This is a genomic window from Achromobacter sp. ES-001 (assembly GCF_019448355.1).
GTDB classification, from domain to species: domain Bacteria; phylum Pseudomonadota; class Gammaproteobacteria; order Burkholderiales; family Burkholderiaceae_B; genus Achromobacter; species Achromobacter spanius_B.
In genome coordinates this window covers 5,889,404-5,914,522 of the sequence record NZ_CP079940.1, presented here as the reverse complement: position 1 = coordinate 5,914,522, position 25,119 = coordinate 5,889,404, and the positions used below count along the sequence as shown (strand labels likewise).

Sequence of the window (25,119 nt, the reverse complement as noted above, 5' to 3'; positions counted from 1 at the left end):
GATGAGCAGCACTACGCATACCCCCACCGAAGCCATGCCGCCGCCCAGCACCCACGTGGGCGCGTGGCCCTGGCTAAGATCCCGTCTGTTCTCGTCGCCGCTGAACATCCTGATCACGGTACTGCTGGCGTGGTTCCTGTTGATGTCGGTGCCGGCGCTGCTGGAATGGGCGTTCTTCAAGGCCGACTTCAACGCCGCCAACGCCCAGGAATGCCGCGCTTCCGGTGGCGCCTGCTGGGCGTTCATCATCGAGAAGCACCGGCTGATCCTGTTCGGCACGTACCCGTTCGACGAGCAATGGCGTCCGCTGATCGCCACCATCATCCTGGTGGCGGTCATTGTTTGCAGCGGCATCCGTCGTTTCTGGAACTGGAAGCTGGCAGTGATCTGGACCGTCGGCCTGACCGCCGTGGCGCTGTTGATGTGGGGCGGCGTGTTCGGCCTGACCTACGTCGAAAACGCCCGCTGGGGCGGCCTGCCGCTGACGCTGATCCTGTCCACTTTCGGCATCGCCTTTGCGTTCCCCATCGGCGTGCTGCTGGCCCTGGGCCGGCGCTCGAAGATGCCCGCCATCAAGGCGCTGTGCGTTGTGTACATCGAGCTGATCCGTGGCGTGCCGCTGATCAGCCTGCTGTTCATGTCGTCGGTGATGCTGCCCTTGTTCCTGCCGGAAGGCTTTTCGATCGACAAGCTACTGCGCGCGCAGATCGCCATCATCATGTTCGCCGCGGCCTACATCGCGGAAACGGTGCGTGGCGGCTTGCAGGCGATCCCGAAAGGGCAGTACGAAGGCGCCGATTCGCTGGGCCTGAACTACTGGCAGCAGATGCGCAAGATCATCTTGCCGCAAGCGCTGAAGATCGTGATTCCGCCGCTGGTCAGCATTTTCATTGCGCTGTTCAAAGACACGTCGCTGGTCGTCATCATCGGTATCTTCGATTTGACGCTGGCAGCCAAGGCGGCTTTGTCAGATGCGGCATGGCGCGGATTCGGCGTAGAGGCCTACCTGTTCATCTCGGCGATCTACTTCGTGTTCTGCTTTTCCATGTCCAAGTACAGTCAGGCGCTTGAAAAACGTCTTGCGACTGATCACAAACGCTAGCCACTGGCGCGCGCCCGCCTGCCGGTGGGCGCGCACAGCGATATTTACGGGAGTACAGGCATGTCGGATGCCATTATTCGTATGCAGGACGTGAACAAGTGGTACGGGCAGTTCCACGTGTTGCGCAATATCAATCTGGACGTGGCGCAAGGCGAGCGCATCGTGGTGTGCGGCCCTTCGGGGTCGGGCAAGTCCACGATGATCCGCTGCATCAACCGTCTGGAAGAGCACCAGAAAGGCCACATCATTGTGGACGGCACGGAGCTGACAAATGACCTGAAGCACATCGAGACGATCCGCAAGGACGTCGGCATGGTGTTCCAGCACTTCAACTTGTTCCCGCACCTGACCGTGCTGGAAAACCTGACGCTGGGCCCCATGTGGGTGCTGAAGAAGCCGCGCGCGGAAGCCGAAGCCACGGCCATGAAGTACCTGGAACGCGTACGCATTCCGGAACAAGCCAAGAAATTCCCCGGCCAGCTGTCAGGCGGCCAGCAACAGCGCGTGGCCATAGCCCGGTCGCTGTGCATGAACCCCAAGATCATGCTGTTCGATGAGCCCACTTCGGCGCTTGACCCCGAAATGGTCAAGGAAGTGCTGGACGTAATGGTGTCGCTGGCCCAGGAAAGCGGCATGACGATGATCTGCGTAACCCACGAAATGGGCTTCGCCCGCAAGGTCGCCAACCGCGTCATTTTCATGGACCGCGGCGAGATCATCGAACAGAACAACCCGGATGAATTTTTCGATAATCCGCAGAACGAACGGACGAAACTGTTCTTGAGCCAGATCTTGCATTGATCGGCTGAAGATTAGAAAAGTCGTTTGCGGTAAGCGCCCCAGGAGTCGGATTTTGGTCCGACTGTTGGGGTGTTTTTTATTGGGGTGGTATGCGGGGGCTGATGAAGCGCGGGTTGGGTCGGTGGGACTTCGATGCGTTCGGGGCGTAGTGTGTAGCGCTGCGGCATTTCGATATGCGGGCGGTTTCGGCCAAAGCGAGCATGCGCGTCACCGCACCGACATCCGCGCGTGGCCGCTTACCTGGCCGCTTACCTGGCCGCTTACCTGGCCGCTTAGGGCCGCTTGTGGCCGCGCAGCGGCCATAACCCTGCGCTCCCGTGTCAGCTCTAAATATCGGCTACATCGCGCAGCCGTACGCCGGAGAAGTTGTCCGCACTCAATGCATCAAACATCGCGCGGTCGCAGATAGGAGGTGCTCCCATGCGATCCTGGCGGAAGATATGGGCGTCTCCCACAACATCCTGTTTGAACACCAAGCTGGCTCCGCCAACGAGGCTATAGAGCTTCTCGTCCTGGCCTGTCTGATAATTGCGGTCGAGCTTGATCCTCACGCGCGAAGCGGCTTCATCCAGGGCGTCGAGTGTGCGCAGCACATTCCCAAGGTAGTACTGAGGACCGGGGCTCCCGTCAGCAAGGCTGAAGTCGCATGCCACAAAGGCAAACGCCTCGGCGTCCAATTGCTCAAACAGTTGCTTCAACGGCTCGGACACAATCCATATGCCAGCGAGCTCTTCCAGATCGCGTGGCATTCCGCCTTTCTCCGGTACATGAACCAGGTGCGGACGCTCCGGATACTGATCTGGCATTCCATTAGGACGCGAGACGACATTCATCCCCGAATCGATCAGCGTCTGTTCGTTGGCAATTTCTATGCCGGGAACCCTGCCGTTTCCCAAGAAGCTGGCATCGATCAGGAAAAATTTTCCCTTATGCGATGCGGCTTCGCCTGACACTTCAATGGCGGTGGGTTCGGTCACGGTGGGTTCCATCATGGATGTGGGCGCAGAACGGGAATGCAGGTGCGCCGATGCTAACGGGGCTTTAACGCAGCCACAAGTTCCGTCGAAGTGCTGCCTGTGAGCCTTGATTCACTTGGCGGCTTTCGCCCAGGAGCGGACGAGCATCGGACCAAGCTCTTGTATTGCAGGCTGTACCAGACCATGCCAACTTCAGCGAACGAAATCTCAAGTTGAATGAGCTTCATAAGCGACGTTAATGAAGGATCATCCGAGATGATTGTGATGGAGCCGCCGCTTTAGTTGCTAAAGGCACAGGCGTCAGCTTAGATCTGGTAAAAACTGAGCCGGGTATTGGGAATAAGAATTCCTCTGATGGTCCTGCGACTAGATCACAAGCCCAGAGATGTGCATTAGCCCAGTTAAGCTGATTTGACGTGTCACGAGGAAGATGTGTTGTGCTGTACGCAAGACATCATCGACATACAACTTGAGAAGATAGGATCATGACCCAGCCGCATTCAACACGCCCGCCCGCTTACGCACCGAAGACACGGTATACACCTGCGATGAAGCTTCTCTTTACGTTGGGCCTTGCAACGCTATGGACTAGCGCCCAAGCCGCTAGTTTTGATTGCAACAAGGCCGCGGGCACTACCGAAAGGTTGATCTGTAGCGATGCCGAGACATCCGCGCTGGATGGAAAATTGCAAGGCGCCTATGAAACAGCACTAGCCGCAACCGATGCCTATGGCAAGAAAGAGCTGGGGAAAGAACAGCGCAACTGGATCAAATACGCTCGTGACATTTGTCAAGACAGCGCCTGCCTGCAGCAAGCATACACAACCCGCATCGCCGTGCTGGCGCGTAATGAGGAACATATTTCCAATGGCGAAGTGTACTCAGACTGCAAGCTGCCGGGCAACCAAACCGTTAGTGGCGAATGCGTGAATGTTGTGTCGATTCGTGATCCCAACTCCCGTGTTGAATCGTTCAACCAATCGTTGGCGCATCAGAAGCAAAACGGCCGAATCATCGGTTGTAGCCGGCTGATTGATCTACCGGTTGGCGCCGCCGGGAGTAATCACAGTTTTGGCGGCTCCTGCGTATTGCAGGAAGGTACGCAGCGCAAGAACGTGCGGATCTGCAACGACGATATGTTCGGGCATTTCCAAGTCGAGCCGTCCACGCCACAGGATGCCTCAGACAAGCGCCTGGTCGACTTTATTTACGCGCAATGCTATGGCGGTTGACGGTAAGCGCCCGGGCTTATCCGTGATTTTGTGTGCGGGGCATATCGAAATCGGAGTCTGACACCGTTGTTAATGGCGGCGGGTTCGCTCACGGTGGTTTCCGCCATGGATGTGGGCGCAGAACGGGAATGCAGGTGAGCCGATGCTAACGGGGCTTTAACGCGGCCACAAGTTCCGTCGAAATGCTGCCTGTGATACTTGATTCACTTGGCCGCTTCCGGCCATGAGCGGACGGTCAACGCCTGAGCTCCGCCGGCGACAGCCTGCGCAGCGGGATGACAGTCAGTTACAGCGAAATATCAGAGGACAATTTCATGGACTCAAAGCATCCAGCATCAGCGATGCAATGTTGCCCATGGACTCCACAGAAAATGTGGCCTGCATCAGTGTAATCCCGCTTATCCATGGCCGACCGTGCCCCGTGCCTTCCTTATTGCGGAGCGCATTTAAGGCACAGGCGAGCTCATATGCGGCGCGTTCCATACGCTTATGCGCAGGCTCACCTGAAACAACGGCATCACCTGGGGTTGCCAAACCGAGGGCGGAGAACGCTTGCCCTAACAGTGTCGGAAAGTTCGACGTACTCGGATAACTACCCCACCTTTGAACGAGCACGTGGGCAGCTGTTGCTTCAAGTAGGTCTTTGGCCGTTCCAGCAAGAAGCGGACTGTCCAAGGCTCCTCGGCGTGCACGATCTGCGTACGTGCGCAATGCAGCAGTACGTTCCTTACCGCTCAGGGAATCAAGGACCTTTGCCTGAAGTGATCCGTCTGGCAATAGGTCCCACCCTTGTGTGGTGAAAGCCGAGGCAAGATTTGCAACAGCCTCAGCGCCGCAGTAGTTGGTGGAGGTTTCGCGGAACCCTCCGTGGCCTTGAACCGTGGCAACAAGACCAGCTACAAGTGTTTCTCCGGCAGCAAGGTTATTCGAAAGCGCCCAACTTAAGACTCCACGCACACGCTTGGATTTTCCGACTGGTTTTCCGTTTGCGCGCCCCGGATCAGCAGACGCCAAGCCGGCTTTGTCGATTTGGAATTCGATATCCGAGTGCGCTGGGTCGCGCCGGTCGCCTTGAGAATCGTCTACCAGCTGAGAAACTGCCACAACGATAGCGTCTGTAAGTGGTGGTCGATTCGCCATGATGCGGTTCTTGTCCCCTAAACACTGAATAGGCGGACCCGTGGGTCCACGTACGCGATCACGCCTAGAATTTCTGGCGCAACCACTTGTTCTGAATGAAGCATATCGTTGTGGGGGCCGGCTGACAACCAAGCCTATAGTCGGAAGAAGAACCGGGCTCGTGAACGACTGCTAGGGCCGTAAGCGTCCTTTTTGTTAGTGAAAATGGGATTCCTTTCATCGAAGGAGAATTCCATAAAACCGGACCTCGATGAAGAAAAACCGCACTTCCCTTGGAACAAGGGGAGTCTTGTTGGCCAAAAGGCTCCGTTGAAGCTAAGAGAAACCTGGGCAATCCGTATACGGCTGCAGCTAGCTGAAAAGGTGCGGGATCTGGCTCTATTCAATCTAGCCATCGACAGCAAATTACGTGGTTGCGATTTGGTCAACTTGCGCGTTTGCGACATTTCACAAGGGAAGAGCGCTTACTCGCGCGCTATCGTTATGCAGCGCAAGACGCATCGGCCAGTACAGTTCGAAGTTGCCGAACTGACACGACAGTCGGTGGCTGCTTGTATAGATGCGGCGCGCCTCGCTTCAGACAACTATCTATTTCCAAGCAGGGTAGCCAAGTCGCCGCATCTTTCTACGCGCCAGTACGCACGCATCGTTGCGGGTTGGATCGCGTCGATCGGTTTAGACCCTGCGGTATGGCACGCACACTATGCGCCGAACAAAGGCCACGCTGATCTACCGGCGAACGAAGAACCTTCGCGCAGTCCAACTTTTTCTTGGACATACTAAGTTAGAAAGCACGGTGCGATACCTCGGCATAGAAGTCGACGACGCGCTGGAAATCGCAGAGCAGACAGAAACGTAAGGTTTGCTTACAATCGGACAGCACATCTATGTGGATTGTCGCTGTCCAGCCAGGAGCGGGCAGCTGACCGATCTGGAAATTTTTGGGTTGGCCTACAACCAACACGCAAACAATTGTTGTCCGATGAGCATGACTAGATTCAATCTGTAGTTAGCCAGCAAAGGGAGCTTCGGTGCCAGTCGAAACAGAACAATACGAAGAGCTTGGGTTCGTCAAGTACTCCGGTAAGACTCTTATAGATGGCGTAATTGATGCAGGTAGCGCCGGATCCGCCCTCGTTGGGCTTGATGAGGCCGTCCGCTTCTTCAACTCGCAGCAGTCTCCAGACTTCTCCACATTTCAATACGATGTTCCAGTGCAAACTCGCACTGGCTCATGGGAAGCAGTAGTTGTTGCTAGCGCTGCCATCGGTGGAGCATTCGCGCTCGGTTATGCAAAGAAAGCTGGTGAAAAACTTGCCGAAAACGATTTCAAAGACCTCGGCCTAAAAGACATCCTCAAGAGATCGATGTCAGCTCTTCAGACTCTTGCTAAGCTCATAAAGCACACTCGACGCTCTCGTAACTGGGATCGCGTGCGCATCGAGCCGTCACTCGGAACTGACACCGTTCTGGTAGCCAATGACAACGGCGACGAGCTGTCGATCCCCATCGAGTACTTTCGTTGGTATCAACAACTCCCGCCTCGTCTACTTGTAAAAATGACTTCTGTGATTCGAGCTGATCGAGTTCTAACCATTGGAGTCGTTAGGGCGGCCGGTGTTGAGGAAGTGACCATCGTCGAAGAAGAAAAATCTCTTTTCAATCAATCGCAGGAAGACGAATACGAAGAGGCGCTTCTATTTCCGGAGCTACATCATGGGGCAGAGGCGAAATTGGAAGGTCGCCTCATTCGTGGCAGCGAAGCATCTAACTCGGTTGGCCTGGAGTATATGGGTCACGTCATCAATTGCGTGCCAGCGCACGGGAATATTCGCCAGTACAAAGCCGCGCTATTTTTGCACTGCAAAGTTGAGGGGAAAATCACTCGCCACGCCAAAAATCGTTTTGTCGCAGATCGTAGGCCTACGCTCATGGTGGAGAAAGTCACTCCCCTCGAAATAGACGGCCAAATGGGGCTGTTTCCTGGCTAATGCGTCATTGCTGCTTACGACAACCGTTGAACATCAGCGTTGATTTTTCCGGCTTGAAGAATATCGGCTACTGGTCGGTATGCGACGATCATGGTCGGCCATAGCGGTCTTTGCACCATGTCCGAAGTCTCTACTGACCGTCTCATCATTTGCATCCGTCTTGCTTTAGGGGGCTGGAACTTGGAGTGCTTCCGAATCGATGAAAGCGGCTACACAGGCTTTGACCTGCTGAACTCGGAGCAGAGGTTTCAAGGCGCGACGGCGATCGCCATTGACGACGCCGAGGCCAAGCGCCTGATCCGCGAGCACTTTCCGAAGCTGCAGGCGGACGAGCTCAAGTACCGGGCCCTGGCGCGACGGCCGGCCAACCGCCCCCGCCTGATGGCGCTGCAACGCGACCTGTTGGGCCACCACAAGTGCGTGACCTACGTCTGCGACAAGCGCTACCTGTTGCTGCTGATGTTCCTGGATTACGCCGTCGAGCCGTTCTACTACGAGCGCGGGATGGACTTCTACGAGGACGGGCAGAACTACTCGCTGGCATCCCTGCTGTACACGGTGGGGCCAACGCTGCTTGGGCGAGGCGCTCTCGACCGCCTGCTGGCGGGCTTCCAGCGCGCGGTAAAGGAGAAGAACCCGGCGGCGCTCGTCGACTTGGTCCAGGCTGCGCGTGCCTCGCGCTGGCAGGAACTGCCGGAAGCGCTGGGGCCCTTGGCGCAGTTCGCCGCCCCAGAGTGCCTGCGAGCGATCGCCACGCCAGGCGTCAGCACGGATGCCGCCCTGGTGGTGCTGCAGTCCCTGGTCAGCCGGATGGAGGTCATGGCCGACGGTCCGTATCGGGTCGAGCACGACCAGTCGAAGAACCTGGTCACCTACCATGACTTGCTGCAGCGCTACATCCGCCACGAGGAAAAGGTCACGTTCCGCCAGTCGGAGATCGCCAGTATCACCTTCCCGCTCAAGCTCCAGTCGGTAACGCAGGTCGACTCCCGGAACAGTCCCGCTGTGCAGCTGGCGGACGTGATGATCGGCGCGGCCATCGAGGCGGCGAACACGCTCACGGGACACCGTGCCGGGGCGCTGGACGCACGGGAGGTGATGGCGATGTATGCCGACCACCAGCTGATCCACATGCTGCCCTCGATCGATTTCGACGAGCAGAAGCGCTTCCGCCAGGGGACGCAGGCGGCCAGGGTCATCGACTATTTTGCAAAGAACTTCCACACGCCATAACTGCGAAGGGAAGCACGATCCACCCGCCGCCAGGGCGTGGGCGGCCGATGAGTATCGCCAAGGACGCCATCCAAAGCGTCTTTCTGTGTAGAGAGGGCCGCATGGCAAGCATCGTCTCGGAGTACCACCGCTTCTTGGCGCACTTGGCGCAGCAATACGTGCACGACGACGTGCGCCGGCTCGCGCACCTGGTGCTTGATCACCTGCAGCCACTGGCCGAGGTCGGTGCTGCGCGCCGCGGGCGATCGACGCACCTATTTTCTGCCGCCTGCTCATTCAGAATTCTACGTTTTGGGGAAGCCTGATGTTCTGGAAAATTCGTCTATTTCTTATTGCTGTCTTCTTCACGACATTTAGCACCGCCAGCGCTCAGACAGCTCTTGACCAGTTGGTGTCTGCTAATAGACAGAAGCAGCTCGGTTTTGACAAGCTGTCGGCTCAACAGCGGGCCGAAGTAGCGAAGCTACTTCTAGAGGTCTATCAAATTGGAGAGCAAGCAGGTAAGAAGGCGGCGCAAATCTCGAAACCAAGTGGTGCCGCAGGTGCTCCAACCTCATCCGTCATCGAATCACAAATCGATGGCCAATTTGATGGCTGGGAAGGAGAGACGATTGTCAAACTTATGAACGGCCAGATTTGGCAGCAAACCGAATACCACTATCACTACCATTACGCGTTCATGCCAAAGGTACTTATCTACCGTAGCGGTGGAGGATACAAAATGAAGGTGGAGGGTGTAGAAAAAGCGGTTGGCGTCGAACGCATGCGTTGAAGATGCATAACCTCAACGATGACGCGCGGTTAATTTTTCGGCGGACGCCCGCACCGGGTCGGAGCGGGCATCAGCATGGGTCACCTCCGGCCAGGAGCCGACATTTCAAGGCACATGAGCTATAGAAGCTTATCGAAAAAATGCATACCTCAACTGTTCGTGAGTAAAAGCAGCATGTCTATATCATCAACTCAGTATTCCATCGAGAAACACAAAGACATGTACGCCAGGTGGTGCGCTGCGGCCGCGTATGGCCGTGGTCTAGCAGGCGGTGGTAGCTCTCTGGCTTTTAGACTGATTGAGGTAAGTGGCCTAGATCAGGTAGCCGGCCCAGAGGACATTGGCCAAGACGTCGATGAATGGCAGATGAGCTTTATGAAGAAAATCGAGTCGGAAGCTGTGCATCTGGGGATCCGCGATTTTTCCTTTGGCCGCGCTCAAAAGCTGGTCAATATCTACTTAAAAACGATATTAGTCTGCGGAGGTCATCATCATCATCCGAACGTTGCCTTGCTCCATCCACCGCTAGACTACGAACTGTTCAAAGGGCTACGCACCTTTCTGTCGACAAACCGCAAATGTATGTTTGAGGCTCGTTCAGCATTTCTCGCCGCGCAAAAGAGTAATCCGCGGTGGACTAATTTTTCTGAGGCTGACTACGTAGCCCACATAGATGCTATCAAGTTACTAATGGCTGGCAAGCCGCTTTATCAGGTCGAGGAACACTGGAAATTCTGATTTGGAGACTTGTTACGACCAACTTTGAACTCTTACGAGAGACAGATTTGGGTCGGAAGCAGCCGTACTGCTCCGACCGCTTCTACCCGACAGCGTGGTGCATGCCGGAATTTCATTAGAATCGCCGTGTACACAATAGACGCGGGACGGCTCAACAAGGGAGTGATGGATGCGCATCATGGTGGCCCCCGACTCTGGGCACCCGGCGGTCGTGCTGCGACAGCTGGAACGTGCTGACGCGGACGATTGGTACTCTTATCTTGCCTTGCCACGAGTGTTCCAGCACACAAGCTGGAATCTGGGCTCGGCTAAAGACCTGTCTCGCTTGTTTGACTTGTTCGATTCTGCATCCGAGGACTCGGAACGCCGCCTGGCAATCATCGACAAACTACAGGATCGGCTCATCGGGACAATTGGATTTCACACCGTGTCAAACGCCAACAAAACGGCCGAGATTGCTTACGACATCGCCCCGTCACATTGGGGATTGGGTATCGCGAGTGCTGTATGCGACGCCGTAACCCGTTGGGGCTTCTCTTCATACGGTTTTGTCCGTGTTCAGGCGACGGTCCTGCACACAAACTCGCAATCGGAGAACGTGCTCAAGCGATGCGGCTTTCGACGCGAAGGACTATTGCGCTCTTACCGAATGGTACGAGGAACGCCTGGGGACTTCGTGCTGTATTCAAAGCTCTCCACTGATGAGAACTGAGAACTGAGAACTAAGCGACCGTATCGTGTGCGGGAGCGTAGTTTTCCAAAAGACGACGTACGGCCAGAAGCGGTCGGCCGACGATTCTGGATATGCTGTTTCCACATACAAGCAACCCGAAATTCTGGTTCCTGGCGAAATGATGACGAACGTTCGAGCGGGCTATGAGCAGCAACTATGCGACCTCGTCGAATCCTCTGAGCAACTGATGGCTGCGCTGCGGGCGGTTCGCTGCCTTGGTTTGCCCTCCTGGTGCATTGGTGCAGGGGCCATCAGATCTTTGGTTTGGGATAGTTTGCATGGCTTTCAGGAGCCCTCGAACTTAGATGACGTGGACGTTGCATACTTTGATGCCGAAGCGCCTCTAGCTCTGGATGCCGAACTTCAAGAGCGGCTGCAGTTGCTCCTTCCCTCGTTAACTTGGGAAGTGACAAACCAGGCAACAGTGCATGAGTGGTTCGCAGAAGCGCTCGGTCAAGTGGTTTCACCCCTGAACTCTTTGGACGATGGGCTGGCCACTTGGCCAGAGTTTGCCACCTGCGTTGGCATTTACCTGGACGATGATGAATCATTGAAGGTCATAGCGCCGTACGGACTGAATGACCTGTTTGAACTGCGAGTTCGGCACAACCCTCGGCGGGCGAGCGTCTCAACGTTTATGCATCGCGTGCATTCCAAGCGATTCGGACACCGTTGGCCTCGGCTTTCAATCTGTACACCCTGACCGCACGTAGGACCGCTCCGCGTGGAAAGGCGTCCCTCATCACCCAGAAACCGCCGCGATAAACTCGCTATTCAAACGGAGGCACGAACATGAAGCCACGAGTTACCGTTATCACCCTGGGCGTTGAAGATCTTGACGTGTCGTTGAGCTTCTACCGGGATGGGTTAGGCCTTTCCAGCGACGGCATTGTAGGCAGGGAATTCGAGCACGGCACCGTTGCGTTTTTGGATTTGCAGTCCGGCGTGCGCTTGGCGCTTTGGCCGCAGAGCAGCATTTCTCATGACACAGGATTGACGACAGTGCCGTTCAATCCGACCCAGATGACGCTGGGTCACAATGTCTCATCAAAGGTCGAAGTGGACACTGTCATGGCTCAGGCCGGTGCGGCAGGGGCAACGATCGTCAAGCCACCGCATGAAACGTTCTGGGGGGGGTACTCGGGGTACTTTCAGGACCCCGACGGACATCTCTGGGAAATTGTCTGGAATCCGCAGTGGTTAGAGTGAAAGCTGATCTGGCGCGGCAACTGAACTGCCGGCCAAAGTAGCCGCCGCCATGGCGCGGCCCGCAATCATGTCTTCGAACAAAGCCGCGAGATTCGGGGCAACGTCGCGCGTGTCCTCGAATTCCGGCTCGATGCCGTGCACGATGCGGCCCGAGTCGCGTTCTATCGCCAGGAATTCGTACGCGCCGGCAACGCTCATGTAGATCGGCGTGTGCTGTTGCCAGAAGTCCAGGACCGCCTGCCGGCCGGCGTCGTCCAGCGCTGCGTCCAGACTGATATCGCGCAGGGTGTGCCAGGGAAAGGCGCTGTCCGCCGTGCCGTCATGGTCGGCTGCGCTCAGGAACCAGCGTGTCTGGTCCGCGTTGTGCAATTCGGTGAATGTCGCCAGGAAAGCGCCATAGCCGTGCGCGTCGCGCGGCGCGGCCGCTGGCGTCGAGGTGGGCGTGGTCCGCAGCACCGTCCAGCCACGAGCGGCGAGATAATCCAGGAAGCGTTGTGGCTGCGATGTCATGTCGGTTTCCTCGGAGGGGTATCGATGATATTGCAGTCTGACGCTTTGTTTAAACGCTTTGTTTGTGACGCGCGTGGTCAGAAGAAAACACGAACTCCCCGCCCAAGGTCGACCAAACTAGGGCATCCCCGCCCGGTATCTCTTTGTTACGCCAATCTCCTCCCTGCGGTATGCTACTGACCGCCATAGATCTGGAGTGAGGAGAAAAACATCATGACGAATACCCCCCGTAGCGCGGTCCGCCGTGCCTTGTTGCAGGGCGCCGTGGCGCTGGCCGCTACCTTGCCGTTTGGTGCGCCCGCGCTGGCGCAGGCGACCGATTTCCCGACGAAGCCGATTCGCTTTGTTGTGCCTTACCCGCCTGGCGGTCCGCTGGACACCATGGCCCGCATGTTGGCCGAGAAGGTGCGCGGTTCACTGGGTCAGCCCGTGATCGTGGAAAACCGCTCGGGTGCGGGTGGCAACATTGGCGCAGACCTGGTGGCCAAGGCGCCCGCCGATGGTTACACGCTGGTGATGGGCGCGGTGGCCACGCATGCGATCAACCCGTGGCTGTTCGCGAACCTGCCCTACGACCCGGTCAAGGATTTTGCGCCGGTGACGATCGTGGCGTCGGTGCCGAACGTGTTGGTGATGAACGTTGAGTTCGCCGACAAGAACAAGATCAAGACCCTGGCCGACCTGATCGACTACGCCAAGAAGAATCCGGGCAAGCTGAACTACGGTTCGGGCGGCAACGGCAGCGCGGGCCATCTGTCGGGCGAGCTGCTGAAGGCGCGTGCCGGCATCAACGTCGAACACATTCCTTACCAGGGCGCGGCGCCCGCGCAGTTGGCGCTGTTGTCGGGTCAGTCGGATTTCATGTTCGACAATCTGGCGGCGTCGGCGCCGTTGATCAAGGACGGCAAGGTGAAGGCGCTGGCGGTGACGACGGCCAAGCGTTCGTCTTTGCTGGCGGATGTGCCGACGGTTGAAGAGTCGGGCGTGAAGGGCTTTGATCTGGGCACGTGGTTTGGCGTGTTCACGACGGGTGGCACGCCCGCGCCGGTGGTGGCCAAGCTGAACAAGGCGTATGCCGATGCGATGCAGCAGCCGGATGTAAAGCAACGCCTGTTGACGATGGGTTCGGAAGCCGCGCCGATGACGCCGGAAGCCTTTGCTGACTTCGTGAAGAGCGAGAAGTCGAAGTACCAGGAAATCGTGAAGATTTCTGGCGCGAGCTTGAATTGATGGATCGTTGATTCAACGCGACAGCAGTTTTGGGGGCAGCGTGAGCTGCCCCCTTTCGTTTATGGCGTGCGGATCTACGACATGCGTTATCTACGCCGCACCTATCGCCGGTCTACCCGTTGCCGGCCGATCCGTTTCCGCACCCCCAACTTCCCCCGCCTACATCTTGCAATCCGCCGCGTGCACATCGGTGTGGTCGCGCGCCAGCACCTTCAGGTTTTTGTAGACCAGCTTGCCGTCGCTGCCAGGCTCGATGTGCAGCAGATACCAGTCCTGAACCGGATGTTGATTCGGTCCGAACTTGAACTTGCCGCGCACGCTGGGGAAGTCCGCCTTGCGTAGCGCATTGCGAAAATCGTCCGGGCGACCGGTGATGTCGCCATTCACGGTTTTCAGGGCCGAGGCGATCAGGTTGGCGGTGTCATACGCCTGTGCGGCATACGCAGTGGGCGGGCGGTTGTAGGCCTTGGTGAACGCCTGCACAAAGTGCTTGTTCTGAGCGTTGTCCAAGTCGGCGCTCCATAGCGAACTCAGATAAAAGCCCTTGCTGGCCGTGCCCGTCGCGGCCAGCATGCGGTCGTCCATCGAGTAGATCGGCGTAATCATTTTGATCTTGTCCGACAGCCCCGAGTTGGCGAATTGCTTGGTCAGGTTGATGCCCGCACCGCCCGGGTGAAACTGGAAAATCGCGTCGGGATTCAACGAGCGGATGCGCGCCAGCTCTACCGAAAAGTCCGACTGGTCCAGCTTGGTGTAGATCTCTTCCGCAATCTCGCCCTTGTACGCGCGCTTGAAACCGGCGACCGCATCACGCCCGGCTTGATAGTTGGGCGCCATGACAACGACGCGCTTCACGCCCAGTTCGTTGGCGGCGATGCCGGCCGTGTCGGCGTAGGAATCGTTCTGGAATGCGACCGCGAAATAGTTCTGGTTGCAGGCCTTGCCCGCGTAGTTTGACGGCCCCGCGTTCAAGCTGACATAGAAGCCGCCCGCGTTCAGCACCGTGGGGCCAACGGCCGCCATCACGTTCGAGAAGTTGACGCCCGTGAACAGGCGCACGCCGTCCTGCACCATCTTGTCGGCGGTCTGCTTGGCGTTGGCCGGCTTTAGCGCGTCGTCTTCCACGCGCACGTTGACGGGCACGCCGCCCAGTTTGCCGCCGCCTTCCTTCACGGCCAGCATGAAGGCGTCGCGCTCGTCTTCGCCGATGTAGCCGGCGGGGGTGGACAAGGTGCCGATGAAACCGATGTCCAGCGGCTTGCCTTGCGCGCCGGCGGCGCATGCCGTCAGCGTTAACGCCAGGGCGGCGGCGCCCCGTAGGTTGTGGCTTGTCATGGTTGTCTCCCAGTGGTGCTGCGGTGTTTTTGCTTTGTATTGATATGCCCTAAGTGGACGCCAGGCAGCCTTCCACCTTCCAGCCATACAGCCACTGCAACGCGTCATAGAACTGCGACTGGCTGCGGCCCGTCCACAGCGTGTTGCGCACGGTGCGTTCCACACCGCGCGCGTGATACAGCCTGCCCATCTCGCGCGTGGACCACACGACACGCGCGCTGCGCGGAATGCGCACCGATTCGTACAGGCGGAACGCGGCGTCCAGATCGTCGCCGCACTGTTGCACCGCGACCCCCAGCGTGACCGCGTCTTCCAGCGCCATGCAGGCGCCTTGCGCCATGTATTGCGTCATGGGATGCGCCGCGTCGCCCAACAAGGTGACGCGGCCCTGGCCCCAATGCGCGACCGGTTCGCGGTCGGCGGTGGCCCAGCGCTTCCAGGACGTGGGCCGATCCAGCATCTGGTGTGGACGCGGGTGAATGCCTTCGAAGTACGACAGTACCTCTTGCTTGCTGCCTTCGCGCACGCCCCATTCCTCTTGTTCGCGGCTGTGAAACGTGACGACCAGGTTGTATTGCTGCCCGCCGCGCAAGGGGTAGTGGACCAGGTGGCAGTGCGGCCCGGCCCACAGCACGGGCGCGTTGATGCGTAGTTCGTCTGGCATATTTTCGCGTTCGACGACGGCGCGGTAGACGACGTGGCCCGTGACGCGCACCGGGTCGCCCACCGTCTGCGCGCGGATGACGGACTTGACGCCGTCCGCGCCCACCAGCGCGTCGGCGCGATAGCGGTTGCCGTTTGCGTCCACCACTTCCACGCCTTGCGCGTCTTGCGACATTGCGGCGATTTGCGTCGACGTACGAAAACGGATCAGCGGGTTTTGCTGCACGGCTTCAAGAATGGACAGGTGAATGTCGGCGCGATGGATCACGGCATATGGCCCGCCGAAGCGCGCACGAAAAGCGTCGCCCGTGTCGATGCGCACGACTTCTTTGGCGTCGACGGCGTCCATCATGATGATGTGGTCGGTGAAGACGGCGCGTGCCCGTGCGGTCTCGCCCACGCCCAGCGCGTCCAGCGCCGCGAACGCGTTGGGCCCCAGCTGTATGCCCGCGCCGATTTCGCCAATGTGCGCGGCCTGTTCCAGCAGTTGTACGGCGATGCCTTGCCGCGTCAGCGCCAGCGCGGCGGCCAGGCCGCCGATGCCGCCGCCCACCACGATCACGGATCGCGTCGGCTTGGCTGAAAGTGAAGATGCGTTCATGTTGGCTCCCGCGGGTTCAATCCTGGCCGCCCAGGAAGGCGCCTTGGTGTTTCAGTTGCGCTTGCAGCGCCGCGATGGAAACGTTGCCCGGTGCGATGCCGTCGCGCAGCGCCATTGCCGCCGCTGTGCCCGCGGCTTCGCCCATGACGAAGCAACTGCCGCTGACGCGCGCGGCCGACTGGCCCTCGTGCGTCATTGACGCGCAGCGGCCCGCCACCAGCACGTTGTCGGCCAGGCCGGGCCCGCGCTTGGGCACCATCATGCGAAACGGCAGCTGGTTGTAGCCGCGCGATTCGGGGATGGGCGGCCACACCCATTTGACGTCGCCCGCCGTGTGCATTTCCAGGGGCCAGCCGTTCACGCCGATGCTGTCTTCGAAGTCGGCGCAGCCCAGTACGTGTTCCTGCGTCAGCACGGCTTCGCCGACGATGCGACGCGTCTCTCGGATGCCCAGCTGCGGCGCGATGTCCAGCACGTAAGCCTGTTCAAAGCCCGGGACCTTGGCGCGTAGAAAGGCCAGGTACTGCATGATCTGGCGGCGGCCTTCCAGCTCGCCTGCCGACAGCGAGCCCGCGTCGGTGCCGTCGGCCGCGCTGCCATCGGCATTGGCCAGCTGCGTGACGTTGACGCGCCATTCGTAGTCGTGCTTTTGCGGGCGGACGATGGCGCCGCGCCGGGGGAAGGTGAACTCGCCGCTGGCGGCGGCTTCGTCCATCAGCAGGGGTATCGTCTTCCACGCTTCCTGCGCCCGCGCGCCGTCCACGTTGCCCACCTTGAACATCAGCGTGGGGTAAAGCATGTGGCCGTGAGCGTCGCCTTTTTCAAAGGGCAGGCCGCCCCATTGCGCGATGTCGGCATCCCCGGAACAGTCGATGAAGACCTTGGCGCGTACCGCGCAGCGGCCGGACTTGGTTTCCAGGAACAGGGCGTCGACGCGGCCGCGTTCGTCGCGTGTCAGCCCCGTGGCCAGGGCGTGGAACAAGATCTGCGCGCCGCTGTCTTGCACCATGCCGTCCGCCGCGCACTTGAAGGCGGATATGTCGTAGGCCTGCGCGTGGATCTTGCCCAGGATCAGGTGCGGATCATTCAATCCGTCCATCGCGCGCATGCGGTCCAACAATTCGTCGGTCATGCCGTGCACTACCTGGCGGATGTCGCCGTGGATGTTGGCGTGCAGGCCGCAGAAGTTGGATACGCCGGCGGCGGTGCCCATGCCGCCCAGGAAGCCGTAGCGTTCCACCAGCAGCACGCGCGCGCCGTTGCGGGCAGCGCTGGCGGCGGCCAGCACGCCGGCGGGGCCGCCGCCCAGCACCACAACATCAAATTCGCCATACAGCGGGACCTGGCGGGCGGGTTCGGTAATGACCATCGAAATTCTCCTTGCTTGTATTGCTGCGCGGCGCGTTGCGCCACCCTGCGGTGCGCCACCAAGCGGTGCGCCACCCTGCGTTGCGCCACGAATTACCGCTTACTGGCCTTTGATGCCCAGCTTCTTGATCAGCGGTTCCCAGCGCCTGAGCTCGTCGTCCATGTAGGCACGAAACTCAGCGGGCGTGCTGCCCACCGGGTCCATGAATTGCGCTTGGAGCCGCTTGGCGACTTCCGGGTCGCGTATGGCCTGGATCAACGCATCCGACAGCTTTTTCTGAATGTCGGCCGGCACCTTGGACGACACCACGAAGCCGATCCATGCCGACCCCTCAATGCCCGGCACGCCCACTTCCGCCAAGGTCGGAATGTCGGGCAGCAAGGCGGAACGCTTGGACGACGTCACCGCCAGCGCCTTCAAGCGGCCGTCTTTCACCATCGGCATGACGGCAATGGGCGGCAGCGCGGCAAACTGCGTGTCGCCCGACAACAGCGACGTCAACGCGGCGGGCGACGACGGATAGGGCACGTGCGTGGCGCGCGCACCGATCTGTTGCAGCAGCAGTTCAACGGCCAGGTGCGACACCGTGCCGGCGCCCGGCGACGGGAAGTTGTACTTGTCCGGATTCTTCTTCAACGCCTCCAGCAGTTGCCCCACGTTGGCGATGCCGGCGGACGCGGGCACCACCAGCACGTTGGGCTGATGCACGGCCAGCGTCAGCGGCGACAAATCGGTGGCGGGCGCATAGGGCAGCTTGTCGAACAACAAGGTGTTGTTCACCAGCGGGCCGGTGATGGACACGCCGAAGGTGTAGCCGTCGGGCTTGGCGTTGGCGATGGCGAAGGTGCCGATGTTGCCGCTGGCGCCGGGCTTGTTTTCAATGACGATGGTTTGCCCCAGGATGGCGCCGGCCTTCTCGCCGACAATGCGCGCCACCTGGTCCGGGCTGGACCCGGGCCCAAAGGGCACGATGGCCTTGAGCGGTTGGGCGGGCCAGGCATCGGCGGCCTGGGCGGACGTCAGCGGCGCGGCGGCGGACAGGGCCAACAGACCCATCAGGCCCCGGCCCAATGCGCGCGTCAGGCGTTGGGGCAACAACTTAGTCATGCGTGTCTCCCACGTTTTTCATGGTGTCGAAATAGGTTTGTTCGTTGGCGATGAAGGCGGCGACCATTGCGCGATACGTTGCGTCCACCACCTGTTCCAGGTTGGCAAAGCCGCGGTTGTGGCGCGTGGCCAGCGCGCGCGCCTTGTCAAAGACCTGCGCCTGACGCGCGGGTGCGCTGACCTGGAAGGCGTCGCGCTTGAAGCGCGCGGCATCTTTCACGTACATCGCGCGCTCGGCGATCAAGCGGACGATCTCGTCGTCCAGGCGATCGATGTTGGCGCGCACATCGGCCAGCGTGGCGCACAGCGGCTGGTAGGCGGGGTCGGTGTATTCGCGCAGGGGCGCGCCTTGGGTGTCGGGCTCTTGCATGGGCGTGGTCATTGCGTGTAGTCGGGTTGGCGCGCGGGCGCGGCTTGCTGGAAGGCGGGTTGCGCGTTGCAGTGGTCGTAAACGCGCAGGATGCGGGCATACGGCGACAGGTCGCAGCCCATCCGCTGCGCATTGGCCACTTGCGGCACCAGGCAGCAATCGGCCAGCGTGGGCGCGTCACCAAAGCAATACGCACCCTGGCCATGGCGTGCCAGCAATTGCTCGACCGCGCCCAGCCCTTCCTTGATCCAGTGGTGATACCAGTCGTTCTTTTGCGCGTCGGTTGCGCCCAGCACGTCTTGCAGGTAGCGCAGGATGCGCATGTTGTTGACGGGATGGATATCGCACGAGATGGCAGCCGCCAGTTCCAGCACGCGGGCGCGCGCCAGGGTATCGGTGGGGATCAGGCGTGGCGTGGGATGCGTGGCGTCCAGGTAGTCGATGATGGCAAGCGACTGCGACAGCTGGACGTCGCCATCGGTCAGCAGCGGCACGCCGGCCGACGGGTTCTGCGCCACGTAGTCGGGCGCGCGCTGTTCCTGCTTGCGCAGGTTCACGGGCACGTAGTGGTAGGGCAGGCCCTTGAGCGCCAGCGCGATGCGCACGCGGTACGACGTAGAGCTATTGAAAAAGCTGTGCAGTTGCATGTGGCCTCCTGGTCAGACCATCTTTACGCTGAGTGTGCCCAGCCCATCCACGCCGCCCAGCATCTGGTCGCCGCGCACGACGGGGCCGACGCCTTCGGGTGTGCCGGTGTAGATCAGGTCGCCCGGCTCCAGCCGGAAGTAGCGGGACAGGTAGGCCACGGTCTCGGCCACGGACCAGATCAGCTTGCCGATGTCGCTGCGTTGCTTGTCGGTGCCGTTGACCTGTAGCCAGATGCCGGCCTGTTCGATGCCGCTGCTCGATGCCGCCGGATGCAGCGGGCCGATGGGCGCGCTGCGGTCGAATGCCTTGCCCAATTCCCAGGGGCGGCCGGCTTCGCGCATTTTCATTTGCAGGTCGCGGCGCGTCATGTCCAGGCCCACGGCGTAGCCCCAGACATGTTTGTGCGCGTCGTCCACGGCAATGTCGGCGCCGCCTTGGCCAATGGCCGCGACGAGTTCGATTTCGTAATGCAGGTTGGCGGTTTCGGGTGGGTAGGGCAGGCTCAGCGTCTGGCCCTCTGCAACCGGCACGACGGCGTCGGCGGGCTTGCAGAAGAAGAAGGGCGGTTCGCGGTCGGGGTCAAAGCCCATCTCGCGCGCATGGGCGGCGTAGTTGCGGCCGACGCAGTAGACGCGGCGTACGGGAAACGTGTCCTGGCTGCCGGCGATGGGCACGGCAACGGGCGCGGGGGGAGCAAACACGAAAGGCATGAATCACCCTGGAAAGACGGAAGGGAAAAGCGAAAAGGGAAAAGGGAAAAGGGAAACGCAAAGGGGATGCAACGGAAATGCAAAGCGCAAGGCGCAGGGTTCAAACCCCACTGCGCAATCACCGCGCTTGCACTGCGCTGGCACCGCGCGCCCGGGATCAGCCGATGCGTTCTTCGCGCCACACGCCCAGCGCGTCCTGCACCGGGCGGTCGGAATAGCTGAACAGCGTGGCGTCATCCAGCGCGGCCAACTGCACCGGCATCCACGACGGCGCGACGAAGACGTCTCGCGGACCGAAGTGGAATTCTTCGTCGCCGATACGCGCGATGCCCCGGCCTTCCACCACGCTGTACACGGTGGAATCGGTGCTGCGATACGCCTTGCCCTGGAATCCCGCCGGCAGCAGCTGCATGAACGTGGCCATCGTCGGCATGGGGTAGCCGCCCGTGGCCGGGTTCAGGTAGCGCAGCTTCACGCCGTCCCAAGGGTCAAGCTCGCCATGGCGATACAGCGCGTCCAGCGCCTCGCGGCTGCGTTCGTAGGGGTAGTTGAAGATGGGCGATGTGCCGCTGGTGGCTTGGTGGCGCACCGGCGCCATGTTGTGCCCGAAGCGCGCCATGCTGTCGCCTTCGGGACGCGTCACGGGCTGCGCGGCCTGCGGATAGTTTTCGGCAAAGCCCGCATCCAGAAAGCGCAGCAGCGGAATGTCCAGGCCGTCCAGCCAGACGACCGGTTCGCCGCCTTCAACGGTGTCGGCATTGCCGTGGTCGTGCCAGGTCCAGGACGGCGTGATGATGAAGTCGCCCGGGTGCATGGTGGTGCGTTCGCCGTTGACGGCGGTGTAGGCGCCGCGCCCTTCCACGATGAAACGCAGTGCCGACTGCGTGTGGCGGTGGCTGGGCGCCACTTCACCCGGCAAGATCAGTTGCAGCCCGGCGTACAGGCTTTGCGTGATGCTGGCTTGCCCGGGCAGCCCGGGGTTTTCCAGGATCAGCACGCGCCGCACGGCTTCTTCGGCGCTAATCAACGCGCCGGACGCCATGACGTCGTCGCGCACATCGTCGTATTTCCACAGGGCGGGTACGCAGCGCGGCGAGGGCTGGCGGGGCACCAGGTTATGCAGGGACTCCCACAGCGGAGCCATGTGTTTCTTGGCGATGCGCGCGTAGTACTGCGCACGGTCGGCGCTGGGGTGTGCGTCGGGGTGTGCGTCCGGGTTTGCGCTGGGGTGTGCGCCGGGGGTGTGGCCGTCGGGCATGTTTGTCTCCGGTATGTCCGGCTGAAGCCGGCTTCTACAGGTGGCCGCCACGTGGTTCGCGGCTGGTCCAGATTCGAAGACGATTATGCGTACGCAGCTATGTGTTTTGAAATGAAATTATCTTATTATCCATACGAATAAATATATACATACGAGACAACCTCCCACGCACGAGGGCCTGCATGGACTGGACCCATCGCCTGCGGCTGCGCAACCTGAAGATGCTGTTAAGTCTGGCGCAGACCCGCAACATCAGCCATTCGGCGGCCATGCTGAACACGACGCAGCCCGGGCTGTCGAAGTGGCTGAAAGACCTGGAAGACGACATCGGCCTGCCGCTGTTCGAGCGCCACGCGCGCGGGCTGCGGCCCACGCCGCATGGCGACGTGCTGATTGCGCATGCGCAGCGGCTGGAAGCGCAGCTGGACCGCGCCGGCGCCGACATGGCCGCGCTGCGCGAAGGCGGCGGGGGCCGGGTGGTGATCGGGGCATCCGGCGCGTCGGCTTCCGACACCGTGCCGCTGGCCGTGATGAAGCTGTTGGAACGCATGCCGCAAGCGCGCGTGAAACTGGTCGAAGGCACTACCGACCGCCTGCTGGCGCAGCTGGCGCAAGGGGATCTGGATATCGTGGTGGGCCGCTCGGCGCCTGAACACCACGACCCGGCCATTCGCTTTGAAGCCTTGTACCTGGAGCCCATCCACCTGGTGGCGCGCCCGCGCCATCCGCTGTTTGCCATTGAACAACCCAGCTGGCCGGACCTGCTGTCGTACCGCTGGATTCTCTGGCCCAAGGGCACGCCGATCCGCAATGCGGTGGACGCGGCGCTGGCGGCCGCCGGCCAGGCCCCGCCCGCCGATCACGTGGAATCGAATTCCGTCACCATCAACCTCACGCTGATCAACAACAGCGACATGATCAGCGTGGCCTCGCATCGCGCGGCGCTGCGCTTTTCGCAGATGCGCGCGATGCGCATCATCCCCGTGCGCTTGTCGGGCTTTGGTTCGGTGGCGATGTACTGGCGTGAAGACGCGTTCCGCCCGATGGCCGTGCAAGAGGCAATGGCGGCGCTGCGCAACACGGTGGCCGAACACGCACCCGGTGTGACGAGGCTTTGATGACAGCGCCGGGCGCGGGGCTGACAGCGTTGATCGCGCAGTGCCGCAAGGTGGAGGCCGCACTGGCGGGCTCCGGCGACCCGGCCGCATCGACGGCCATGCATCGCTTTGTGGCCGACATGGACGCGCGCCGCGTGCCGCCCGGCATGTGGTCGCCGCTGGTGTTGTCGGTGCTGGTGATGACGGGCGGGCTGGGCGTCGGGATCGAAGTGTTGAGCCTGCTGCTGCGATCCGCGGGCGCGGCGCTGGCCGCGTTTGCGCTGGTGGCGGTTTGCGCGGGTACGGCGCTGGCGTTAGCGATTGGCGTGGTGATGGTGATGGCCGGCAAGTGCGCGGGCCTGGTGCTGATCAGGTGGCTGGTGCTGGCGCTGATCGCGATTGGCGCGATGGGCCTTGCCGCCTGGGCGCTGGGCGGCGTGCGCGCCGTGGGGCCGGTGGTGGCGCTGCTGGGCGGCTTGGGCGCGTGGCTGGTGGTGAACAGCGCCGCGTTCTACGTGTTCGCGGGATATCGCGTGGCGCTGCGCGTGGTGGCGGGCGGCCACGGCCAAAACAAATAAGCCATCATCGGTGACGGGCACCGTGATGGCTTATGCATAGGCATCCAGGCAACGGAGACCAGGCGCTTGACACCAGGCGCTCTGCGCCAGGCGCCTGGCACTAGGCGCCCTGCGCCCCGCGCCCGGCCTGGCGCGGCGGGCATCCCCGCCTTGTCGGCTTGCCGGCTTAGCGACCTAGCGCCTTAGCGCGATGCGACCGTGTCCGCCGGCACCGGGTTGTCCCAGCCGCCGCCGATGGCACGGATCAGTTCCACCGCCGACCGTGCCTGTTCCCCGCTAAGTTGCACGGCAACGCGTTGTTGCAGCAGCACGCTGCGGTCGGCTTCGATCACGTCCAGATAGCTGATCGAGCCTTCGCGGTACTGCGTGTGCGACAGCTTGGCGGCGCGCGCCGAGGCGTCGACGGCGGCGTCCTGCGCCTTGGTCTGGTCGGCCAGGATGCGCAGGTTGGCCAGGTTGTCTTCAACCTCGCGGAAGGCGTTCAGCACCGTTTGGCGATACACGGCCACGTCTTCTTCGTAGACGGCGCGGGCGCGGTCCAGGCCGGCTTGGCGGCGGCCGCCGTCAAAGATCGGCATCGACAACGCGGCGCCCACCAGCGGACCCAACAGGAACGTGCGGCTGGACCACTGGAACAGGTTGCCCAGGTCGGACGATTCATAGCCAAAGGCGCCGGTGATGTCCAGGCGCGGGAAGAACGCGGACTTGGCCGCGCCTACGCGGGCATTGGCGGCGGCCATGGCGCGTTCGGCGGCGGCGATGTCCGGGCGGCGTTCCAGCAGCGTGGACGGCAGGCCGGCGGGAATCGACAGCGCCACCTTCTGGATGGGCTGCGGCGGCATCGTGAAGTCGGACGGTGCGCGGCCCAGCAACACGGCCAGCGCATGTTCGGCGGCGGCGCGGCGGCGGTCGATGCCCAGCGCTTCCGATTGCGCGGATGCCAGCTCGGCCTTGGCGCGTGCCAGGTCCAGTTCGCTGATATCGCCCGCGTCGTAGCGGCGCTGGATCAGTTGCAGCGTGTCGGTACGCAGCTTGACGGTCTGGCGATACAGCTGCGATTCGGCGTCCTGTTCGCGCACCAGGAAATACGTGGTGGCCACGTCAGCCTGCAAGGCCAGCAGCACCGAGCGGTACAGCGCCTCGCTTTGCTGCGCGTCGGCCGTGGCGGCGTCGGCGGTGGATGCCACGCGACCGAACAGGTCGGCCTCGTACGACACCGCGCCTTGCGCACGCCACGTCGTCACGGGGCTGGTCGACGTGCCATCGGGCAAGCCTTGCGACACGGCGGACGGGCGCTGGCGGTTGGGGCCAAAGGCTGCGTCCAGCGTCGGGAAGAAGCCGGCGCGGGCTTCGCGTTGCAGCGCGCGCGACTGCGCCAGGCGCGCAGCGGCCGCTTGCAGGTTCTGGTTGGCCTGCTGCGCTTCTTCCTGCAATTGATTCAGGCCGTCGTCGCCGAATACCTTCCACCAGGCGCCGCGCAACGCGTCTTCGGACGGTTCGGCGGGCTTCCAGGTGCCGGCCTCGGACGCGGGCAGGGCGGCTTCCTTGAACGCCGCCGGCGCGGCGGCGGACGGCTTTTCGTAGGTGGGGCCCACCGCGCAGCCGGCCAGCACAAGCAGGACGGCAAGCAGGGCGGAACCTCGGGTCAGTCTTTGGATCATGATGAATTCTCTTTGTCGCGCGCCCCGCCCGCTGGGGCAGGGCGCGCTGGCTTC

Annotated in this window: 26 protein-coding genes and 1 pseudogene; 15 read left to right on the top strand and 12 right to left on the bottom strand. The window is 61.3% G+C overall.

The window, feature by feature from the left end:
* The first annotated feature begins 1 nt into the window (after window position 1).
* Window positions 2–1,102, top strand: a complete 1,101-nt coding sequence (locus tag KYT87_RS26710; protein ID WP_219991277.1) for an amino acid ABC transporter permease — start codon at window positions 2–4, stop codon at window positions 1,100–1,102.
* 60 nt (window positions 1,103–1,162) lie between these two features.
* Window positions 1,163–1,903 (top strand): amino acid ABC transporter ATP-binding protein, encoded by a 741-nt coding sequence (locus KYT87_RS26705; RefSeq protein ID WP_046803291.1) that lies wholly within the window; start codon window positions 1,163–1,165, stop codon window positions 1,901–1,903.
* A 326-nt stretch (window positions 1,904–2,229) separates the two neighbouring features.
* Here KYT87_RS26705 and KYT87_RS26700 read toward each other — a convergent pair whose 3' ends face one another.
* The gene (locus KYT87_RS26700) at window positions 2,230–2,895 is read right to left on the bottom strand and encodes an imm11 family protein (RefSeq protein WP_219991276.1); all 666 of its coding nucleotides are present in this window, start codon (window positions 2,893–2,895) and stop codon (window positions 2,230–2,232) included.
* A 470-nt stretch (window positions 2,896–3,365) separates the two neighbouring features.
* Here KYT87_RS26700 and KYT87_RS26695 point away from each other — a divergent pair, with 470 nt between their 5' ends.
* A complete protein-coding gene (locus KYT87_RS26695; protein WP_255593598.1) occupies window positions 3,366–4,112 on the top strand; it encodes a lysozyme inhibitor LprI family protein in 747 nt (248 codons plus the stop codon).
* A 312-nt stretch (window positions 4,113–4,424) separates the two neighbouring features.
* Here KYT87_RS26695 and KYT87_RS26690 read toward each other — a convergent pair whose 3' ends face one another.
* Window positions 4,425–5,252: an abortive infection family protein gene (locus KYT87_RS26690; protein WP_082134359.1), complete on the bottom strand. Its 828-nt coding sequence runs from the start codon at window positions 5,250–5,252 to the stop codon at window positions 4,425–4,427.
* Window positions 5,253–5,456: 204 nt separating this feature from the next.
* On the opposite strand from KYT87_RS26690, the pseudogene KYT87_RS26685 reads away from it, so the two are divergent.
* The 9 genes and pseudogenes from KYT87_RS26685 to KYT87_RS26645 all read left to right on the top strand — a co-directional run bounded on the left by KYT87_RS26685 (window position 5,457) and on the right by KYT87_RS26645 (window position 11,928).
* Window positions 5,457–6,111 (top strand): annotated as a pseudogene (locus tag KYT87_RS26685) (tyrosine-type recombinase/integrase).
* Window positions 6,112–6,283: 172 nt separating this feature from the next.
* A complete protein-coding gene (locus KYT87_RS26680) occupies window positions 6,284–7,243 on the top strand; it encodes a hypothetical protein (RefSeq protein WP_219991275.1) in 960 nt (319 codons plus the stop codon).
* A gap of 117 nt (window positions 7,244–7,360) precedes the next feature.
* Window positions 7,361–8,476 (top strand): DUF3800 domain-containing protein, encoded by a 1,116-nt coding sequence (locus KYT87_RS26675; protein WP_255444652.1) that lies wholly within the window; start codon window positions 7,361–7,363, stop codon window positions 8,474–8,476.
* Window positions 8,477–8,577: 101 nt separating this feature from the next.
* Window positions 8,578–8,781, top strand: a complete 204-nt coding sequence (locus tag KYT87_RS26670) for a hypothetical protein (RefSeq protein WP_219991274.1) — start codon at window positions 8,578–8,580, stop codon at window positions 8,779–8,781.
* Complete coding sequence (locus tag KYT87_RS26665) at window positions 8,781–9,248, top strand: hypothetical protein (RefSeq protein WP_219991273.1); 468 nt, start codon at window positions 8,781–8,783, stop codon at window positions 9,246–9,248. Before KYT87_RS26670 ends, KYT87_RS26665 begins: the two co-directional genes overlap by 1 nt.
* Window positions 9,249–9,422: 174 nt before the next feature.
* Complete coding sequence (locus KYT87_RS26660; RefSeq protein WP_219991272.1) at window positions 9,423–9,986, top strand: hypothetical protein; 564 nt, start codon at window positions 9,423–9,425, stop codon at window positions 9,984–9,986.
* Window positions 9,987–10,155: 169 nt separating this feature from the next.
* Entirely contained in the window at window positions 10,156–10,698 is a 543-nt protein-coding gene (locus KYT87_RS26655) for a GNAT family N-acetyltransferase (RefSeq protein ID WP_219991271.1), read from the top strand.
* Between the two features lie 142 nt (window positions 10,699–10,840).
* Window positions 10,841–11,422, top strand: coding sequence for a nucleotidyltransferase family protein (locus tag KYT87_RS26650; protein ID WP_046803361.1), 582 nt, complete (start codon window positions 10,841–10,843; stop codon window positions 11,420–11,422).
* Between the two features lie 89 nt (window positions 11,423–11,511).
* Window positions 11,512–11,928, top strand: a complete 417-nt coding sequence (locus KYT87_RS26645; RefSeq protein WP_219991270.1) for a VOC family protein — start codon at window positions 11,512–11,514, stop codon at window positions 11,926–11,928.
* Here KYT87_RS26645 and KYT87_RS26640 read toward each other — a convergent pair.
* The gene (locus KYT87_RS26640) at window positions 11,920–12,438 is read right to left on the bottom strand and encodes a hypothetical protein (RefSeq protein ID WP_219991269.1); all 519 of its coding nucleotides are present in this window, start codon (window positions 12,436–12,438) and stop codon (window positions 11,920–11,922) included. The genes KYT87_RS26645 and KYT87_RS26640 overlap by 9 nt on opposite strands.
* A gap of 213 nt (window positions 12,439–12,651) precedes the next feature.
* Between KYT87_RS26640 and KYT87_RS26635 the strand changes: the two genes are divergently transcribed.
* Entirely contained in the window at window positions 12,652–13,668 is a 1,017-nt protein-coding gene (locus tag KYT87_RS26635; protein ID WP_104141720.1) for a tripartite tricarboxylate transporter substrate binding protein, read from the top strand.
* Window positions 13,669–13,827: 159 nt separating this feature from the next.
* Here KYT87_RS26635 and KYT87_RS26630 read toward each other — a convergent pair whose 3' ends face one another.
* The 8 genes from KYT87_RS26630 to gtdA all read right to left on the bottom strand — a co-directional run bounded on the left by KYT87_RS26630 (window position 13,828) and on the right by gtdA (window position 21,729).
* Window positions 13,828–15,003, bottom strand: coding sequence for an ABC transporter substrate-binding protein (locus KYT87_RS26630; RefSeq protein ID WP_219991268.1), 1,176 nt, complete (start codon window positions 15,001–15,003; stop codon window positions 13,828–13,830).
* A gap of 49 nt (window positions 15,004–15,052) precedes the next feature.
* Window positions 15,053–16,267: a 3-hydroxybenzoate 6-monooxygenase gene (locus KYT87_RS26625; RefSeq protein ID WP_219991267.1), complete on the bottom strand. Its 1,215-nt coding sequence runs from the start codon at window positions 16,265–16,267 to the stop codon at window positions 15,053–15,055.
* 16 nt (window positions 16,268–16,283) lie between these two features.
* The gene (locus KYT87_RS26620; RefSeq protein ID WP_219991266.1) at window positions 16,284–17,636 is read right to left on the bottom strand and encodes an FAD-dependent oxidoreductase; all 1,353 of its coding nucleotides are present in this window, start codon (window positions 17,634–17,636) and stop codon (window positions 16,284–16,286) included.
* A 99-nt stretch (window positions 17,637–17,735) separates the two neighbouring features.
* Window positions 17,736–18,743, bottom strand: coding sequence for a tripartite tricarboxylate transporter substrate binding protein (locus KYT87_RS26615; protein WP_219991265.1), 1,008 nt, complete (start codon window positions 18,741–18,743; stop codon window positions 17,736–17,738).
* Window positions 18,736–19,125, bottom strand: a complete 390-nt coding sequence (locus KYT87_RS26610) for a chorismate mutase (protein WP_219991264.1) — start codon at window positions 19,123–19,125, stop codon at window positions 18,736–18,738. Before KYT87_RS26610 ends, KYT87_RS26615 begins: the two co-directional genes overlap by 8 nt.
* A complete protein-coding gene (gene maiA, locus KYT87_RS26605) occupies window positions 19,122–19,760 on the bottom strand; it encodes a maleylacetoacetate isomerase (protein ID WP_219991263.1) in 639 nt (212 codons plus the stop codon). The genes KYT87_RS26610 and maiA overlap by 4 nt, the downstream gene beginning before the upstream one ends.
* A gap of 12 nt (window positions 19,761–19,772) precedes the next feature.
* On the bottom strand, window positions 19,773–20,471 hold the full coding sequence (locus tag KYT87_RS26600) for a fumarylacetoacetate hydrolase family protein (RefSeq protein WP_219991262.1): 699 nt from the start codon (window positions 20,469–20,471) through the stop codon (window positions 19,773–19,775).
* 157 nt (window positions 20,472–20,628) lie between these two features.
* Window positions 20,629–21,729, bottom strand: coding sequence for a gentisate 1,2-dioxygenase (gene gtdA / locus KYT87_RS26595; RefSeq protein WP_219991261.1), 1,101 nt, complete (start codon window positions 21,727–21,729; stop codon window positions 20,629–20,631).
* A gap of 182 nt (window positions 21,730–21,911) precedes the next feature.
* On the opposite strand from gtdA, the gene KYT87_RS26590 reads away from it, so the two are divergent.
* On the top strand, window positions 21,912–22,847 hold the full coding sequence (locus tag KYT87_RS26590) for a LysR family transcriptional regulator (RefSeq protein WP_104141731.1): 936 nt from the start codon (window positions 21,912–21,914) through the stop codon (window positions 22,845–22,847).
* Window positions 22,847–23,404 (top strand): hypothetical protein, encoded by a 558-nt coding sequence (locus tag KYT87_RS26585; RefSeq protein WP_219991260.1) that lies wholly within the window; start codon window positions 22,847–22,849, stop codon window positions 23,402–23,404. Before KYT87_RS26590 ends, KYT87_RS26585 begins: the two co-directional genes overlap by 1 nt.
* A gap of 182 nt (window positions 23,405–23,586) precedes the next feature.
* Here KYT87_RS26585 and KYT87_RS26580 read toward each other — a convergent pair whose 3' ends face one another.
* Entirely contained in the window at window positions 23,587–25,065 is a 1,479-nt protein-coding gene (locus tag KYT87_RS26580) for an efflux transporter outer membrane subunit (protein ID WP_046803310.1), read from the bottom strand.
* Between the last annotated feature and the right edge of the window lie 54 nt (window positions 25,066–25,119).